Consider the following 16,784-nt stretch of genomic DNA (forward strand, 5'->3'; position numbering starts at 1 on the left):
AACCAAGGGGATGGCTTTGGAAAATGTCCACAATTGGGTCGATAGCTGTCAGGCCGGTTTTGGTTGCTGACCTGCACCGCCTATGAATTCGTGGGCGCAGATGTGGGAGCAGCCTATCTTAGAGTTGGCATATCTCAGCCTTCACAAGCGCTTACACCTCCGCACTTGCCACCTCCGTTTCCGCCACCATCTTTCAGGACTGTTGATTCAGGTGATTCAGGCCGCGCGGCGATGTTTGCGCGGTGATCAGGCCTTTCATCACTGAGTGACGGTTTCTGGGCTGGCCTTTTCTCGTGCTTCGTTTTCCAAGACCTTGCTCAGCTCGCCCACGGTCATTGGCTGGCCGAACAGAAACCCTTGAACCGCATCGGCGCCGACGCGCTTAGCAACCAACAGGTCAACCTCGCTCTCGATCCCTTCCAGCAGGCATTCCACACCCAAGGTGCGTGCCATACCAGCCAGCGAAAAGAGGACCTTCTCAGTCATAGGATCGCCGGAGTTTTCCATCAGTGACCGGTCCACTTTCAGCTTCTCAATCGGCAGACGCCGCAGATAGCTGAAATTGGAATAGCCCGTGCCAAAATCGTCCAAAGCAATGGAGAAGCCCATTTCGGACAGGCGCGTGAGATTGGTGGTCGCCTTGTCGAGATCGATCATCATAGCCGTTTCGGTCACTTCAAACTCGACCAAGGCTGGATCAATTTTGAAGTCGCGGGCCATGTCGATAATCTGATCAATGCTCGGGTCGCTGATCAGATCATGGCACGACAGGTTGATTGCGATCGGCACCGGTGCCGCCCACAAGGAAAGCGTACGGAACGCCCGCTCAACGACCGTCAAAGTGATTTGCGTAATCAGGCCGCTTTCTTCTGCGACCTTGATGAATTTGCTCGGATCCACTTCACCGATAATTGGACTAGACCAGCGGGCCAGCGCCTCCGCCCTTACAATCCGGTTTTGGCGCAGGTCCACTTGCGGTTGATAGAGCAGTTCGATTTCATCTTGCAGGTTCGCAAATCGCAGAGCCTGTTCGACCTTGTAGCGCTCATCCGCTTGCTTTGCGTGAGTCGCAGTGAAGACCACCGTGCGGTTTTTGCCCTGCTTCTTGGCCGCCATCAGCGCGTAATCGGCCTCGTTGATTTGCGACCGTGCGCCTTGGGTCAAATCCATGACCTTGCAGCCCATGGATCCCGAAATGCGGACATAGCGCCCCTCGATGACATAGGATTTGGCAAGTTCTTCGAGCAGCTCATCGCACCACGCTTTGATGGCCGCCTCGTCCCCGCTGGATTTCAGGATGATGTTAAACTCATCCCCGCCCATTCGGCTGACATGGGCGGTCTCACCGCAATGCGCCATAAGCCGATTGGAGACTTCCTTAAGCAGCAAATCGCCGACCAAATGCCCGTGCACGTCATTGACAGCTTTAAAGCCATCGAGATCGACCAGGATCAGCCACAAGTTTTGAACCGGCGTCTGTGGATCGTCCCGGCTCTCCTTTGCTTGGCGGCTGACTTCGTGTTTAGATTTACGAAGTGCCTCAAAAAAGGCGCGGCGATTGGGCAGGCCAGTGAGACTGTCTGAGAGCGATTTGTGCCGCAGGCTCTCGCCGACGACACGCGCTTCATCGAGCTGATCTTCTGCATCCAGTTTCGCAGTGGCGATGTAGGTGACCGCCTTGCGGAGGTAATATGTAATCGAGAGCGAAGCTATGACCGCGCCAAATACCAGAAAGCCATACATCACCTGATCGGACGATCCGAGGCGCGGGAAATACGTCACAAAAGCGATACTGGCGAAGATGATTGAAAGGACCGATTGGCGCGTACTCACGCTGGAAAGCGCAAACAACATCACCAGAATCACGAAATAGACGAGCTTCTCTGGCTCAAACACCAAATTGAGCGTCGTAACGACGTTCATCACAACCAAGAAATTCACTACAACGAGTAGGCGTTCCAACAGGTCAATTTCAGTTTCTTCGCGCAGTCGGAAAAAGCCAACAAGTGCGACCAAAGAGGTCAGCGAAGCAAAGCCGACCACAACCCAAAGCTCAAGGCCTTGATAATAAAAGAAATTTGTTGGAAGAAGGAGAAGGTAATACGACGCAAAGACGGCGAAATAGCCACGAATAATCGGCCTATAGATCTCCTGCACCGCCGACGCAGTTTTAGAAGTCATTGAGGCTGATAGATTCGCCATTGGCGTTTACGCTCCTAGATCGGAGGAAACCCAATAGTTGCAACTGGTTAAAGCGAAGTAAGTATTACCCCGCGAATGCTGCGGCCAATTCTTGGCCAAATTTCAGATTTTTGCACGGTCGAAACAAGTCAGAAAGAAGCGTGTTAGCTGCTTGGTTTACGCGCCGTGTTCTTTGCGGGCCAATTCATGCAGCCAATCGGCGTGACGCGGGGCCTTCTTTGTCTCTGACCATTCATCCAGCATGAGCGGCGCAACCCGTTTCAGCTCCGCATATTGCTCTTCCGTGCCGATATCAGAAGCGAGCTCTACGCGGTGGCCGTTGGGATCGAAGAAATAGATCGATTTGAAAATGCCGTGGTGCGTTGGGCCGAGCACGTCGATCCCTTGCGCCTCAACATGCGCCTTTGCCGCGAGCAATTCAGCTTCGCTGCTGACCCGGAATGCCAAATGCTGAACCCAGGCCGGTGTGTTCTCGTCGCGGCCCATGTCTGGCTGGTTCGGCAGCTCAAAGAAGGCCAAGATGTTGCCGTTCCCCGCATCGAGGAAGACATGCATGTAAGGGTCGTAATCGCCGGTCGATGGGACATGGTCCTCGGCAAAAGCCGTGGTGTATTCCATGCCCATGACGCGGGCGTACCACTCGACGGTCTCTTTGGCGTCCTTGCAGCGATAGGCCACATGATGGACGCCGCCGAGTTTTACGGGCTGCTCTGACATAAACCTACTCCGTTCGTCCTGAGCCTGTCGGAACCGTAAGGTGGGCGTATGCCCTACGGCTGTCCTTTATAGGGACCGTTGCACCGAAGAAAAGTGCAGTGCTCCGACAGGCTCAGCACAAGCGGACTTATTGGTTTTCTTCGTTATTCAGCCGGCTCTTTCTCTACGTCCAGCACACCGCGCGCGACCTGATCGCGTTCAATACTCTCGAACAGAGCTTTGAAATTGCCTTCGCCAAAACCGTCTTTGTAGTCACCCACGCGCTGGATGAATTCGAAGAAGACCGGGCCAATACGCGGTTCTGCGAAGATTTGGAGAAGCAAGCGAGGGCTGCCGCCTTCGGTCGTTCCGTCTAGCAATATTCCGCGCGACTTGAGCGCCGCTTCGTCTTGACCATGGCCCGGCAGGCGTTCCGACAGCATCTGATAATATGTTTCAGGCGGGGCGGTCATGAACGGCACATCCAGCTGCTTAAGACGGTCCCAACACGCAACCAGATCATCACAGATCAGGGCAATGTGCTGAATGCCTTCGCCGTTATATTCGCGCAGATATTCCTCGATCTGTCCCTTACCGTTTTCGCCTTCTTCGTTCAGCGGGATGCGGATTTTGCCATCAGGCGCTGTGAGCGCCTTCGAAGTAAGGCCGGTGTATTCGCCTTTGATGTCGAAATAGCGGATCTCCTGGAAGTTGAAGAGCTTCTCATAGAAATCGGCCCAATAGGCCATCCGCCCGCCATAGACGTTGTGCGTCAAGTGATCGATCAATTGGAAACCGCAGCCCTCAGGGTGCTTTTCGACGCCAGGCAGGTATTCAAAGTCGATGTCGTAAATAGACAGGCCTTCGCCCGCCTCGTCAGCATAGCGATCGATCAGATAGAGGATCGATCCGCCAATCCCGCGAATGGCGGGAATGCTGAGCTCCATTGGGCCGGGAACATTGGCAACAGGCTCTGCGCCTTGCTCCAAAACATGCTCATAAGCAGCGGCGGCATCACGCACACGGAAACCCATGCCGCAAGCGCCAGGGCCGTGTTCGCGCGCAAAGTACCAAGCGGCGCTGCGCGGCTCGTAATTCACGATCAGATTGATACCGCCCTGGCGCCACAAATTGACGTCCTTAGAGCGGTGGGTTGCCACATGGGTAAAGCCCATGGCTTCAAAAACAGGCTCCAGCACGCCTTTTTCAGGAGCGCAAAACTCAACAAACTCAAAGCCATCAAGGCCAGCGGGGTTATCGAACAGATCAGATGGATGCTTGGTCATGTGCGGGCCTACTCAAGAGTTAATTGGTTACGTTTGTAACTAAATACGCTGTTCGCACGGATTTGTCAAAGGGCAAACGCACCGATTTTGAATGGACCACTTGGGGTTGGCCCCGCCAAGCAACGCTAGACGACACGCCCAATATTGCGCCTGCGCTCGTCCTGAGTGACGGCCAGTTTTGCGCCGAACGGCTGCCCTCCGAGGAAGGCGTTTGCGGTTGCCTCGTCACTGAGGTCCGCATTGCCGCTCACCCGCTGCCCCTCCGCATTGCGGCCTAGCCAGATAACATCGCTGCCCGTTTTGGAGTGGTTGATGGTGTAGGTTTCGACTGTCGCGCTATCGAAAGGTCCCTCGCCGCGCGGCACCGCATTTGTGGCCATGGGCAGTTTCTCAAACCGGTCGCCATCTGACCAATCCGCTGGTTCTGTAGAATAGACACCGGTCGCATATTTGCTCATCCAACCGCCGTTCGCGCCAACCAAAGCGTATGTGCTGCGATTGCTGCGCACGCGCTCCACGGCTTCGCAAATTGCGTGGGCTGAGTAATTGTTACCTGCCCCGCCAAAGAACGGCAGTCCGCCGGTCAGCGTCAACCCGCGCGGATCATCATGCGCGATGCCGAAATGCTCGCATTGGTTGAATACGGGGATCGCAAAGCAGGAATAGAAATCGAGAAATTGCATGTCTGCCATGCTTTTGCCTGCACGTGCCAAGGCCGCTTCGACGCTGGCGATGGAGGCAGGATTGGTCGACAGATCGGGCCGCTGAGACAGCTCCAGTTCAGTCGCCGATGACACCGCATGGATGTGCACCCATTGGTCTTCGGGCACGCCCAGCTCACGCGCTTTGCCTGCACTGGCTATGATAATGGCGGCTGCCTGATTCACCTGATCGCGCGCGACCGTCATCCGTGCATAGGGCTCTGCCACAATCCGGTTGCGCTCGGTGATCGTCGCCAGTTCTTCTGCCGTTCGCTCTTTAGGAGCAGCAGCGTGCGGATTGCTCGCAGCGACTTTCGTGAAGGGCGCAAACAGCGCGCCAATCTCGCGGCGGTATTCATCGAGGCTCTTACCAGTCTTCGCGCGCCGCGCGTTCTCAGCCAGAGCGTAGAGCGGGATCGCACCAGTCGCGCCGTGCGCGAACAGGCCCAGCTCCATCAGCCCGTCATTGCCAAACCCGCGATCTTCCAGCTGGCCGCCGACTTCTTCCGACCAGTCCGGCTTCTCACCCTTTGCCGCTAAAGCGAGCACGGTCGAGATCGCTTCTGACCCAACAATTGCCGCGCAGTCCGACTTGCCGTCGGCAATGTCGCGCGCAAATTCGCCAACCAAATGCTGGTTGTATTGCCCACCAGTGGTCGAAAGGATCGCGCGTTCTGGGTCCGCGCCCACACGCTTTGCAAAGCTGCGCGGGACATTGTCCGACCCGCCAAAGGGCGGCTTTCGATCAGGGCGCGAGATTTCAAACGCGCGGATCGCCGCAAGTGTATCAATCGCCGCCGAGACATCGCCGCTCGCCCCGCTATCGGCGATCGCAGCGGCCAGCGCCCTTCCGCCCAGGTCCATGTAAGAGAGCGCTTCATAGCCCGCTTGCTGGACCTGTTCGGAATATTGGCCCGCGCCGATAATGACCGGCGTGTTGTCGGCAATGGTCACGTGCGGATCAATCGACGAAGTCAGTGACGCGCTCAACGATGATGGCTGGCGCCATACCGCCCGCCGCGCACATCGTGACGAGGCCGTAGCGCTTGTCCTGCCGCTCCAGCTCATCAACCACGGTGCCGATCAGGATCGATCCGGTTGCGCCGATCGGGTGGCCGAGCGCGATAGAGCCGCCGTTCACATTGACCTTGTCCCAATCAAGCCCGAGATCGCGAACGAACTTGGCGGCCACAACTGCAAACGCCTCATTGATCTCAAACAGATCGATGTCGTCCTTAGTCAGACCCGCCTTTTCCAGCACCTTTTTGGCCGCTGGTACCGGCGCATTAAGCATCAGCGTTGGATCATCGCCCATATTCGCGGTGGCAACGATCCGCGCGCGCGGTTTCAGCCCGTTTTTCTCAGCATAATCCTTACTCGCAACCAGAACCGCCGCCGCGCCATCGACCACGCCAGAGCTGTTGCCCGCATGGTGGAAGTGCTCGACCTCAAGATCAGGGTATTTCTGATTGATCAGACCGCGAAAGGTCGTGCCATTCGCATCCAGCGGGACATCAGCGATCTTCTTGAAGGCAGGCTGCAGCTCGCTTAGACCCTCTAGCGTTGTCTCAGGACGGGGATACTCATCCTTCGCCAGCAAAACATTGCCCGCGTCATCCGTCACCGGAACAACGGACGCATCAAACTTGCCCGCTTCAATCGCGGCGGCGGCGCGCTGCTGAGAGCGGTAGCCCACCTCGTCAAGCTCCTGCCGGGTAAAGCCCTCCATGCTGGCAATAGCATCGCCGCAAATGCCTTGATGCGATTGCGGGTGAACGCTCTGCAAGCGCTCGTTATAGCTGCCCATCATTGGCGGCTTGAGACCAGCTTTCATTTTCTCTTGTGCCATCGCTGCGGTCAGGCTCATCATTTCTGTGCCGCCCGCAACCACACAATCTTCCATGCCGCTCATCACTTGAGCCGCCGCCAGGCTGACGGAGGTAATGCCGCCGCCGCAGAATCGGTCGAGCGTCGTGCCGCTGGAGGTGATGTCATAGCCCGCATCGAGCGCAGCCATCCGGCCAAGGTCACCTGCCTGCATGCCGTCTTGAGTCGAAACCGACCAGATCACATCATCGACGGTGCTGGTGTCTAGGCTGTTGCGGTCCTTAATCGCCCGCATCACAGTCGCCGCCAGATGCTGCGGATGTTCCGCCGCCAGAGCGCCTTTGCCTTGCTTGCCAATTCCGCGCGGTGTGCGCACCGCATCAATGATATATGCTTCAGTCATGATTTCCTCTTCCACTTTTCCAAATTGCAGTTGACCTGTCCGTAAACCGCCTGCACCACTCACACAAGAATTCAGTTTCAAATCGAAATGGCAAAATGATCCGCCATTGGAAAAAGTGGAGAGAGCAAATGAACGAAGGCGCAACCCAAGAAGTGCTGACCGAGGTGAAGGACGGGGTCCTGATCATCACGATCAACCGTCCAGAGGCAAAGAACGCGATGACGAAGGCGGCGGCCGAGGGAATCGCCGCAGCGATGGACCGACTCGACAGCGAAGATCGGCTGCGCGTTGGTATCATCACTGGTGCGGGCGGTACGTTCTGCTCCGGCATGGATCTTAAAGGTTTCCTGCGCGGTGAGACACCGAGCGTCGAAGGGCGCGGATTTGGCGGCGTGGTTCAGGCTCCTCCTGCCAAGCCATTGATCGCAGCGGTCGAAGGCTACGCGCTGGCAGGAGGGCTGGAGCTGATGATTGCCTGCGATCTGGTAGTCGCTTCGTCGGCTGCAAAGTTTGGCATTCCAGAAGCCAAGCGCGGCCTTGTGGCGGCAGCGGGCGGGGTCATGATGCTGCCTGATCAAATTCCAGAGCGCATTGCGATGGAATTGGCGCTGACCGGTGAGTTCATCGGTTCGGAGCGCGCTTATGAGCTGGGTCTGATCAACCACGTGACCGAAGGCTCTGCACTGGACGGCGCAATGGAACTGGCCGCCAAGATCGCAGCCAATGGCCCGCTCGCCGTGCGCGTGTCCAAACAGATCATCAAGGAATCGCGCGGCTGGGCGATGGATGACCGTTATGACAATCAAGCGAAGCTAATCGCGCCGGTGTTCGTATCTGAAGATGCCCGCGAAGGCGCAGCCGCCTTCGCGCAGAAGCGGGCCCCGAACTGGAAGGGCAAGTAAAAAAGTTTTTGCTTGAGAGGCCGGGTCGCCCGCGCCCCGGTGCACAGGAGAGAGAAATGTCAGTCATCAATGTAGCGCAGCCGGAATTCATGGAAGACGAAGAAATTTCGATCTTCGCCGATGCAGTGGGCAAATTTTATCAGCAGCACGCCCCGGAAAAGCGCGTTCTAAAATGGCGCGAAGATGGCCAGGTGGAGCGTGAGTTCTGGAACGAGGCCGGCGAAGCGGGCCTACTCGGCGTCTCTGTGCCAGAGGAATATGGCGGGCACGGCGGCGATTTCCGCCATGACATCGTGGTGCTTGATCAACAGGCGAAGCACGGCGTGGAAGGTTTCGCCGCGAGCCTGCACAACACCGTGATTCTGCCCTATCTCGTGCGCCACGGCACCGAGGAACAGAAGAAGAAGTATCTGCCCAAACTGGTGACCGGCGAATTGGTCAGCGCGATTGCGATGACTGAGCCCGGCGTTGGTTCGGACCTGCAAGGCATCACGACCACCGCGCTCAAAGATGGCAATGGCTACCGCATCAACGGCGCGAAAACCTATATCTCCAGCGGGCAGACAGCCGATTTTATCATCGTAGTTGCCAAGACCGACCCGAACGAACGGGCCAAGGGCATCTCGCTGATGTTGCTCGAGACGGAGGGCGCTGACGGGTTCGAGCGGGGCAAGAAGCTCGACAAGATCGGGATGGATGCAGCCGACACCTCCGAGCTGTTCTTTGACGATGTGTTCGTGCCAGCGGAAAACGTGCTCGGCGGGGTCGAGGGCAAAGGCTTCTACCAGCTGATGGGCGAGCTGCCTCAGGAGCGCCTGATCATTGCAATGGGCGCGATGACGGGTATCGAAAAAGCGATTGAGACCACGATGGAATTCGTCAAGGACCGCAAGGCCTTTGGCCAGACGATCTGGGATTTCCAGAACACGCAGTTTGTTATGGCCGAACTGGCTGCGCGCAGCACCGCGGCGCGGGTCTTCGTCAATCATTGCATCGCACAGCACCTGAAGGGCGAACTCGATGTGCCGACCGCCTGCATGGCCAAACTTATGGTCACAGAACTGCAGGGTGAAGTCGTCGACAAATGCCTGCAGTTCCATGGCGGGGCTGGCTTCATCAACGACTACCCCATCGCTCGGATGTACCGCGATTGCCGCATCACGCGGATCTTTGGCGGTTCAAACGAAGTGATGAAAATGGTGATCGCGCGCGGGATGTAGGTTCGCGTCACGATACCGTGCCGCCCGCGCTCTCCACCCTTCCACCCGGATCGTAACTCAGTGCGATAATCCGGGTGGAAGGGTGGAGAGCGCGGGCTGGCTAAGTTCAAAAAACCAACGCACAAACAAAAAGGGGCGGCTCGCTTATGCGGACCGCCCCTTCTCTTTGCCCTCTCCCAAAGGCAAGCCGCCGCTAGGCGGACCTGGTCGTGGTGTGAGCCTTAGAACTTGCCCCGTACGGTCACACCATATGTTGCTGGCTCTTGCGCGAATGCAGAGCGTGATGAACCGCGCAGCACGGTATTGAATGTCACACCGCGTGTCACTTCATCGGTCACGTTCACGCCCCAAACTTCGACCGTCCAGCTCTCATCCTGAGCGCCAATGCCAACCCGCAGATTGACCTTGGTGTTGCTGTCTTGAACATCGAACGGCACCAGCGGCGCTGCATCAACGGCGGCTTGAATATCGCCGCCAAAGCCCGCGATAATCGCCGCACTTGGCACGGTGGTCGCTTGCGTCGAAGTGCGGCGATCGCTCTCTGTCCGGATCTGACCAGAGAAGAAACCGCGCAGATTGCTGCCGATATCCCGGTCGTAATTCACGCCAGCAATGGCCACGATATCCGGCGCATTGGTGAGCGAATTTCCGCACAGCGAAGTGACGTTGGCGTTTGGCACGCCGCCATCGCAATCCTCGGGATAGCGCGCGTCTGTCACCGTCAGACCAGCGTTAAAGGTCAACTCCGGGGTGGGCCGGATTACCGATTCAATCTCAACCCCGGAAGAAATCGCCCGGTTAACATTGAAAGTGGTGAACTGAGCGCCGGTAAATTCCAGAACCTGGAAGTTTGAAAACTCCTCGACAAACCCGGCCACGTTGAGCGTGACGGCATCATCCAGGAATTGCGCCTTCACGCCGACTTCATAGGCGTCGACTTCTTCCGAGAGGAAGGTTGGATCAGCGCCGCCAGCGTTCGCCGTAATATCGAGGTTGATACCGCCCGACTTATAGCCATGCGTAAAGCTGGCATAGGCCGTGACCGGGGCATCAAATTGATACGCAATCTTACCGGTATAGATCAGCTCGCTGTCGCTAAATGGCACTTCGAATTCGCGCGGCAATGGGAATGCAATCGCATCACTTCCAATCGCAGGCGCGGTGAAGGCAAAACAGCCCGTGCCGAGCACATTGCCAACCAGGTCTGGCCCGACGGTTGCAGCAATAGTCGGCACGCCGCCTAGCAATGTCAGGCAAACCGGATTGTTGCTCGCAGTCTGAGTAAATCCGCCCGTCTTGCTCTCATCCGAATAACGCAGGCCCAAAGTCAGGCTGAGGTTGTCAGTGATGTCGAGCGTGTTGTGGGTGAAGATCGACCAGCTTTCGCTGCTCTGAGCATAGACGTTGGTTGCCGACGTGCCATTTGGGCTGATGCCGTTACCATTGGGAATACCGTCCATAATAAGGTCTGTGAGAAGCGTGAGCGGCGCTGGGCCCAGTGCTCCGCCAAACAGGCCGGCAATCTGCAGATCATAGTCCGCTCCGAGCGAGAAATCAGTGTCCGAGTCGATTGATTCATCGGAATAATAGCCGCCCACGAGCCAGCTTAATGCGCCGTCAAATGCCTCACCTTGCAAGCGCAGCTCAGCGGTGAATGTTTCAATATTGGTATCAAGCCGGTCGACATCGAAAACGTCTAGGCCAGAGAAGCTGGAATCGTAGTTCTCAGATGATGAGAAATCGCGATAAGAGCCGATGAAGATCAGGTCAGCATTGTCGCTGATCGGGAATTCGATCTCGCCGACGACACCCCATTGCTCAACACTGGCGAGCGGAACTCGGCTGGCCGTTGCAACGCGGTTGTCTATCGCGCGCTGAGCAGCGGTAACGTCAAACGGCTGAGTGGCTGGAAGCGGCGTTGCCATGCCAGCCCGAGCGGGACCGCCCACGGCGGTGACTGCGCCTTCGAAAGCTGTGTTCGCAAGCACTTCAATCGCTGCGCAGCACTGGTTTTCGCTCTCTGTGTAATCGAAGATCAAGCGAGCTCTGACACCGCCTTCGCTTTCATAGCCCAGCTGACCGCGAACAAGGAACTGATCGATCGTATTCGATTCGCCGATCTGCGCGCCGGTGCCATCAATAATATCGACCGTCCCGTCACGCTGGCGATAGGCGCCCGTCAGGCGAACCGCGAGCGTGTCTTCAACGATCGGCGCGTTGATCGCGCCCTGCACATTGATGAGGTCAAAATTGCCGTACGTGCCGTTCACAAAGCCGCCGAACTCGTTGAGATCAGGGCGGCGGGTCGTGATGTTAAGCGCACCAGCCGAAGTGTTGCGGCCAAACAGAGTGCCCTGCGGACCGCGCAGAACCTCAACCCGCTCAATATCAACAAATTCGCCAAGCGCGATGCCCGGACGCGATTGATAAGCGCCGTCTACAAAGATGCCGACCGCGCTTTCAAAGCCGATGTTGTTAGACGTCGTACCCACGCCGCGAATCCGCAGCACAACCGAACCCGATGCGATCTGCGCATTGGATGTCGAGAAACTGGGTGAAACCTGAGTGATGTTCTGAACGTTGACGACGCCCTGCTTATCAAGCTGTTCGGGGGTGACCGCAGTAACCGCAATGGGGATGTCTTGGACATCTTCGGCGCGGCGGGTGGCGGTGACGATAATCACATTATCGCGGGCCGTTTCCTCCGCATCCGTTTCATTGTTCTGAGCCAAGGCTGGTTGAGCCAGAATGCTCGTCGCCATTAGGCCAGCCGCGTATACTGCGAACTTTCTCGTCATAGGTTTCCTCTCCAACAAACCGATGTCTTATTTTTTTAGGTCGCAGACTAGTCACGCGCGAATTCAATTCGCAAGAGCGCGACGTGGGTTCTCAAAAATTGATGTAAAAATGCAACATATTGTGCTGCAGCGCAGCAAATGTGCACTTTTTGCTGCGGCTGCAAAATATACTTGCGAGTTAGTCGGGATTAGCCGCTTTGTAGCGAAACGGGCCTTGAGCTTGAATTAGAACCCGTAGCGCAGGCCGAACCACACAGTGCGCGGCACGCCCAGGTCAATCGCGCCGTTCGAATTGCGGGTGATGATCTCTTCATCAAGCAAGTTCTCACCGCGCAGTACGGCTGAGAACTCACCTGCAATCGGCACTTGGAAAAACGCATCCAAAGTGGTCGCCGCAGGCAGAGAAGTGGTTTCCTGATCGTCTTCGAATTGCGCTCCGGTGTGACGCAAAGTGCCTGCCAGCCGCCAGCCTTCGGCAGGTTCCCATGCGAGCGTGGCGGAGAAAGCAAGCTCTGGCGTTTGCGGAGGGCGATTGCCGTCGAGCGCGATGGATGCGCCGGAACCAGCGATCTCGGCATCGGTGTAGGCAAGCGAGCCGTTAAAGCTCACCTGACCGAATTGAAGCCCCAGCGCCGCCTCAATCCCCTGCGCTTCAATCGCTGGCAGATTTTGCCGTTGCCGCAGGGTTGGCGTTAGAGTGACGTTGGCAATCGCGTTCTCAACCCGACTGTCGAACGCGGTCAGAGCCAGGCTGACATTGTCATTGGGCCGCCAATCGAGACCAATCTCAAATCCTTCAAGCCGCTCATTTTCGAGCGCTGCATTAGCTTGAGTGACCACCGGGAAAATAACAAAGGGACGGTAGAGCTCGTTCAAGGTCGGAAGCCGCAAGCCAGTATAGGCCGCTGCGCGCAGGCCTAGCCCGCCGCCGAGATCATAGGATGCGCCAGCGCGCCACGACAGCGTCCAGTCGCTGCGATCCGGCGCGATTGTTTCGCTGACCAAGGCCCCGCTCGCATCGACTGCCCGGAAGAAACCGTCAGAGATTACTGTGCGATCGGCCCGCAAACCGCCCGTCAGCAATAGCGCGCCAATTTGCCAATCATCCTCGACGAACAGACCGAGATCGCTGTTTGTGCCGCCCGCGCGGCGGCGCTGCGTCAGTGCTCCAGTGAAGGCGCTAAACGCCTCCTCCTGCAATTCGCCATCAGAGCGGCGGTAGTCGACGCCCAGACGGACATTGTGGCCGCCACCAACCGGCGGGCGCACTTCGATCTTGCCGCCAAGCCCGGTTGAGGGCGTGTTGCGCTGATCAAGTACGCGCACAAAGCGGGTGGAGCTGATCACGATATTGGAGAAATTGCGCGCCTGAACATAGGCCAGCGCATCAAACTGCCAATCACCTCGGCCCACGAAGCGGATGCTCGCGTCCTGGCCTTCGCTGGTGGAGTCTGCGCCATCAAAGCGCAAAGTGCGGGCATCATCAAAGACCTGCACCCGCGCTTGCAACTCAATGTCATCCGTCAATGGCGCTGCGGCCCGCACACCGACGCTCCAGCTATCGAAAGCGGCGCGCGCTGTTGCGGGAACGCGCTGATCCTGAGGCGTGGTGAAGAAGCCCTGCCCTGTGTCCCAGCGGCCGTTCACAACGGCAAAGCCGGAGCCGAGATTGGCGCCAAGGCTGGCGCTGGCTTCGGTTTCCTCGCGGTCATTCGCCAACAGGCTAGCATTGACTGGGCCAAGCGTATCGAGGCCCGCGCTTTCAAGCTCAATCGTACCTGCTAATGCGCCCGCGCCAAACGGACCAGAGCCGCCGCCGCGCGTCACCCGAACCCGGCCCAATTGCCCCGGCGCGATCGAGCTGAGCGGGACGAAACCGAAAAACGGATCGGTGATTGGCACCCCGTCCAGCACAACCAAGGCGCGGCTGGTCGCATTTCCGCCCAGCGCCCTTAAGGTAACGCCCTGTGCGCTGGGATTGGAGGAGCGGCTGTCAGAACGTCGGAATTGCTGGAACCCAGCAACATTGCGCAGCGCATCTTCTATCCGGCCAGAGCCGGTGGCGATGATCGTATCACGGTCAATCTCGCTTGTCGCATAGACACTGGTGGAGGCTGCCTGCTCCAGCCCTTCCCCTGTGACGACAATCACATTGTCGTCGCCATCAGGATCAGAACCCTGGTCTTGGGCATAAAGCGGAGCGGACAAAACGAGGGGGAGAGCGGCCGACAGCGACCATCGCATTTTCAACATGGGCCGCCGCTTAGACGAACCCTGCCCGCAAGTCAGTTGCAAAATGCAATCGTGACTCGCTTTTGCGGCCATGGTGTGCTTACCTCCACGCCAACAGGAGAGAGAAGACGATGCTGGCCACTGCACCAGAGGTTGATGTTCTGATTGTTGGAGCCGGAATTTCCGGCATCGGCATGGCCGCGCACATGCAAATGAAGGCGCCCCATCATTCCTATGCGATCGTCGAACAGCGCGATAATTTGGGCGGGACTTGGGATCTGTTCCGATATCCCGGCATCCGCTCTGACAGCGATATGCACACGCTCGGCTTTGATTTTGAGCCATGGCGGCACGAGAAAAGCATCGCCGATGCGCCGTCGATCCTCGAATATCTCAACCGGATCGCCGATGAGCGCGGCATTCGCGAGCATATTCGCTTTGGCCACAAGGTGATCGCTGCCGATTTCCGCGAGGATGAAGCCCGCTGGCATGTCGAGCTGGAGCAGGCAGGCGGGACGCGCACCCGCATCACAGCGAACTTCCTCTACCTTGGCTCTGGTTATTACGACTATGATGAGCCATTCGACCCTGGATTTGATCTGGGCGAATTTGAAGGACAGGTTCTGCACCCGCAATTCTGGCCAGAGGACTTAGACTACACCGGCAAACGCGTGGTCGTGATCGGCTCCGGCGCGACAGCGGTCACAATTGTGCCCAGCATGGCAGACAAAGCCGCGCATGTGACCATGCTCCAGCGCACGCCAACTTGGATGTTTGCCAAGCCTGCGAAAGATTGGCTCGCCAATGCTTTGCGTAAATTCCTGCCTGATAGCCTCGCTTACCGGCTCACCCGGTTTAAGAATATCAGGATGCAGGATTTCAGCTTTAAGATGGCGCGCGAGAAGCCGCAAAAGGTAAAGGATGCGCTGCACAAGGGGATCCAAAAGGCGCTGGGCGACGACTTTGACGCGGCGACATTTACGCCGCCTTACGATCCCTGGGATCAGCGCGTATGTCTGATCCCGGACTATGACCTGTTCAAAGCGATGAAGGCGGGCAAGGCCTCAATCGCAACCGGCCATATTGAGAAGTTTGAAAAGAACGGCGTTCGCCTCACATCGGGCGAGCTAATTGAGGCCGATATTGTGATCACCGCGACCGGCCTGAAACTAGCCGTCGCGGGCAAAATCGCGATTAGCCAAAACGGCACTCCGGTCGATTTTCATGAGCGCTTTTATTACAAAGGCTGCATGTTCTCCAACCTGCCAAACCTTGCGGTGGTGTTCGGCTATCTCAATGCCAGTTGGACGCTGAGGGCTGATATCAATTCCGATTATGTCTGCCGGGTGCTCAATCATATGCGCAAGACAGGCAATGCAATTGCTACTCCAGTCCTAACAAGCGAAGCCGAGACTCTGTTGGAAGAAGATGATATTTTCGACTTCTCCAGCGGGTACATTCAGCGCGGCAAGCACATCATGCCAAAAAATGCGGTCGGCTATCCATGGCGGCTCAATCAGGAATACGTGGTCGATCGCAAGCGGATGATGAGCGATCGGATCGACGATGGTTTGCTGACGTTTAGCAATTCTAGCGCGCGCGCTGACGCAGTGGCTGGCCAACTCGAAGCGGCAGAGTAGAGAATTGGTGCTGACCGCAAACGCTTGAGGTCAAAGCAAGAGTCTCCTAACCCCTGCCCATGACCACATCGGACAAAATTTGGACCGCGGGCCTCGTCATTATTGGCGATGAGATCCTCTCCGGCCGCACCCAAGACAAGAACATCGCGCAGGTCGCATCCTGGCTGCAGGTGCAAGGCATCCGTTTGGCCGAGGTGCGTGTGGTGCCCGATGTGGAGAACACGATCGTTGAGGCGGTCAACGCTCTGCGCGCCGACAATGACTATCTCTTCACCACCGGCGGGATCGGCCCAACGCATGACGACATCACAGTCGATGCGGTGGCCAAGGCGCTCGGCGTGCCGGTTGTCATCAATGAAGAAGCGCGCGCGCTGCTGACCCGCTATTATGAAGACAAGGGCGGCATCAATGAGGGCCGCCTGCGCATGGCCCGGGTGCCCGAGGGCGCGGAGCTGATCCCCAATCGCATGTCCGGCGCGCCCGGCATCCGGCGCGGCAATGTGATCCTGATGGCGGGCGTCCCGCACATCGCCGCTGGCATGCTCGATGCGCTCACCGGAAAGCTGGAAGGCGGCGCGCCGCTGATCACGGAAACCGTCGGCTGCTGGATTGCGGAAAGCGAAGTTGCAAACCTGCTGATCGAGGTCGAACAGGCCCATGAGGGATGCCAGATCGGCTCCTACCCGTTCTTTCGCGAAGGCAAAGTCGGCGCCAATTTCGTCCTGCGCTCAACTCAAAAAGACACGCTCAAGTCTGCTGTAGATTCGCTGTGCGATGGGCTAGCAACAAGCGGCTATGATTTCACGCCGGGCGGTATTTAGCCAGAAACCGGCAAAGATTGGCGCATCCTTACAAGGAATCGCCGTTATTTCTATTT

The 16,784-nt window shown here is 57.5% G+C and carries 11 protein-coding genes; 4 read left to right on the forward strand and 7 right to left on the reverse strand.

The window, feature by feature from the left end; translation table 11 throughout:
* Positions 1-258: 258 nt before the first annotated feature.
* The 5 genes from AC0V6M_RS02970 to AC0V6M_RS02990 form a co-directional block, all read right to left on the reverse strand.
* Positions 259-2,181: a putative bifunctional diguanylate cyclase/phosphodiesterase gene (locus tag AC0V6M_RS02970; RefSeq protein WP_486137381.1), complete on the reverse strand. Its 1,923-nt coding sequence runs from the start codon at positions 2,179-2,181 to the stop codon at positions 259-261.
* 177 nt (positions 2,182-2,358) lie between these two features.
* Positions 2,359-2,919: a VOC family protein gene (locus AC0V6M_RS02975; RefSeq protein ID WP_486137382.1), complete on the reverse strand. Its 561-nt coding sequence runs from the start codon at positions 2,917-2,919 to the stop codon at positions 2,359-2,361.
* Between the two features lie 143 nt (positions 2,920-3,062).
* Entirely contained in the window at positions 3,063-4,184 is a 1,122-nt protein-coding gene (hppD, locus tag AC0V6M_RS02980; protein WP_486137383.1) for a 4-hydroxyphenylpyruvate dioxygenase, read from the reverse strand.
* Between the two features lie 125 nt (positions 4,185-4,309).
* Complete coding sequence (locus AC0V6M_RS02985; RefSeq protein WP_486137384.1) at positions 4,310-5,875, reverse strand: acetyl-CoA acetyltransferase; 1,566 nt, start codon at positions 5,873-5,875, stop codon at positions 4,310-4,312.
* Entirely contained in the window at positions 5,847-7,115 is a 1,269-nt protein-coding gene (locus AC0V6M_RS02990) for an acetyl-CoA C-acetyltransferase (RefSeq protein WP_486137385.1), read from the reverse strand. Before AC0V6M_RS02990 ends, AC0V6M_RS02985 begins: the two co-directional genes overlap by 29 nt.
* A 128-nt stretch (positions 7,116-7,243) precedes the next feature.
* On the opposite strand from AC0V6M_RS02990, the gene AC0V6M_RS02995 reads away from it, so the two are divergent.
* The gene (locus tag AC0V6M_RS02995; RefSeq protein ID WP_486137386.1) at positions 7,244-8,017 is read left to right on the forward strand and encodes a crotonase/enoyl-CoA hydratase family protein; all 774 of its coding nucleotides are present in this window, start codon (positions 7,244-7,246) and stop codon (positions 8,015-8,017) included.
* 56 nt (positions 8,018-8,073) lie between these two features.
* Positions 8,074-9,237: an acyl-CoA dehydrogenase family protein gene (locus AC0V6M_RS03000; protein WP_486137387.1), complete on the forward strand. Its 1,164-nt coding sequence runs from the start codon at positions 8,074-8,076 to the stop codon at positions 9,235-9,237.
* 221 nt (positions 9,238-9,458) lie between these two features.
* Here the strand turns inward: AC0V6M_RS03000 and AC0V6M_RS03005 are convergent, their stop codons facing one another.
* Both AC0V6M_RS03005 and AC0V6M_RS03010 read right to left on the reverse strand, forming a co-directional pair.
* Positions 9,459-12,035: a TonB-dependent receptor gene (locus AC0V6M_RS03005; RefSeq protein WP_486137388.1), complete on the reverse strand. Its 2,577-nt coding sequence runs from the start codon at positions 12,033-12,035 to the stop codon at positions 9,459-9,461.
* Between the two features lie 225 nt (positions 12,036-12,260).
* A complete protein-coding gene (locus AC0V6M_RS03010; protein WP_486137389.1) occupies positions 12,261-14,288 on the reverse strand; it encodes a TonB-dependent receptor plug domain-containing protein in 2,028 nt (675 codons plus the stop codon).
* A 110-nt stretch (positions 14,289-14,398) separates the two neighbouring features.
* On the opposite strand from AC0V6M_RS03010, the gene AC0V6M_RS03015 reads away from it, so the two are divergent.
* Together AC0V6M_RS03015 and AC0V6M_RS03020 are read left to right on the forward strand one after the other, a co-directional pair.
* Positions 14,399-15,907, forward strand: coding sequence for a flavin-containing monooxygenase (locus AC0V6M_RS03015; RefSeq protein ID WP_486137390.1), 1,509 nt, complete (start codon positions 14,399-14,401; stop codon positions 15,905-15,907).
* A 59-nt stretch (positions 15,908-15,966) separates the two neighbouring features.
* Entirely contained in the window at positions 15,967-16,728 is a 762-nt protein-coding gene (locus AC0V6M_RS03020) for a competence/damage-inducible protein A (protein WP_486137391.1), read from the forward strand.
* The last annotated feature ends 56 nt before the right edge of the window (positions 16,729-16,784 follow it).

It is taken from the genome of Erythrobacter sp. JB3-1 (assembly GCF_057364995.1).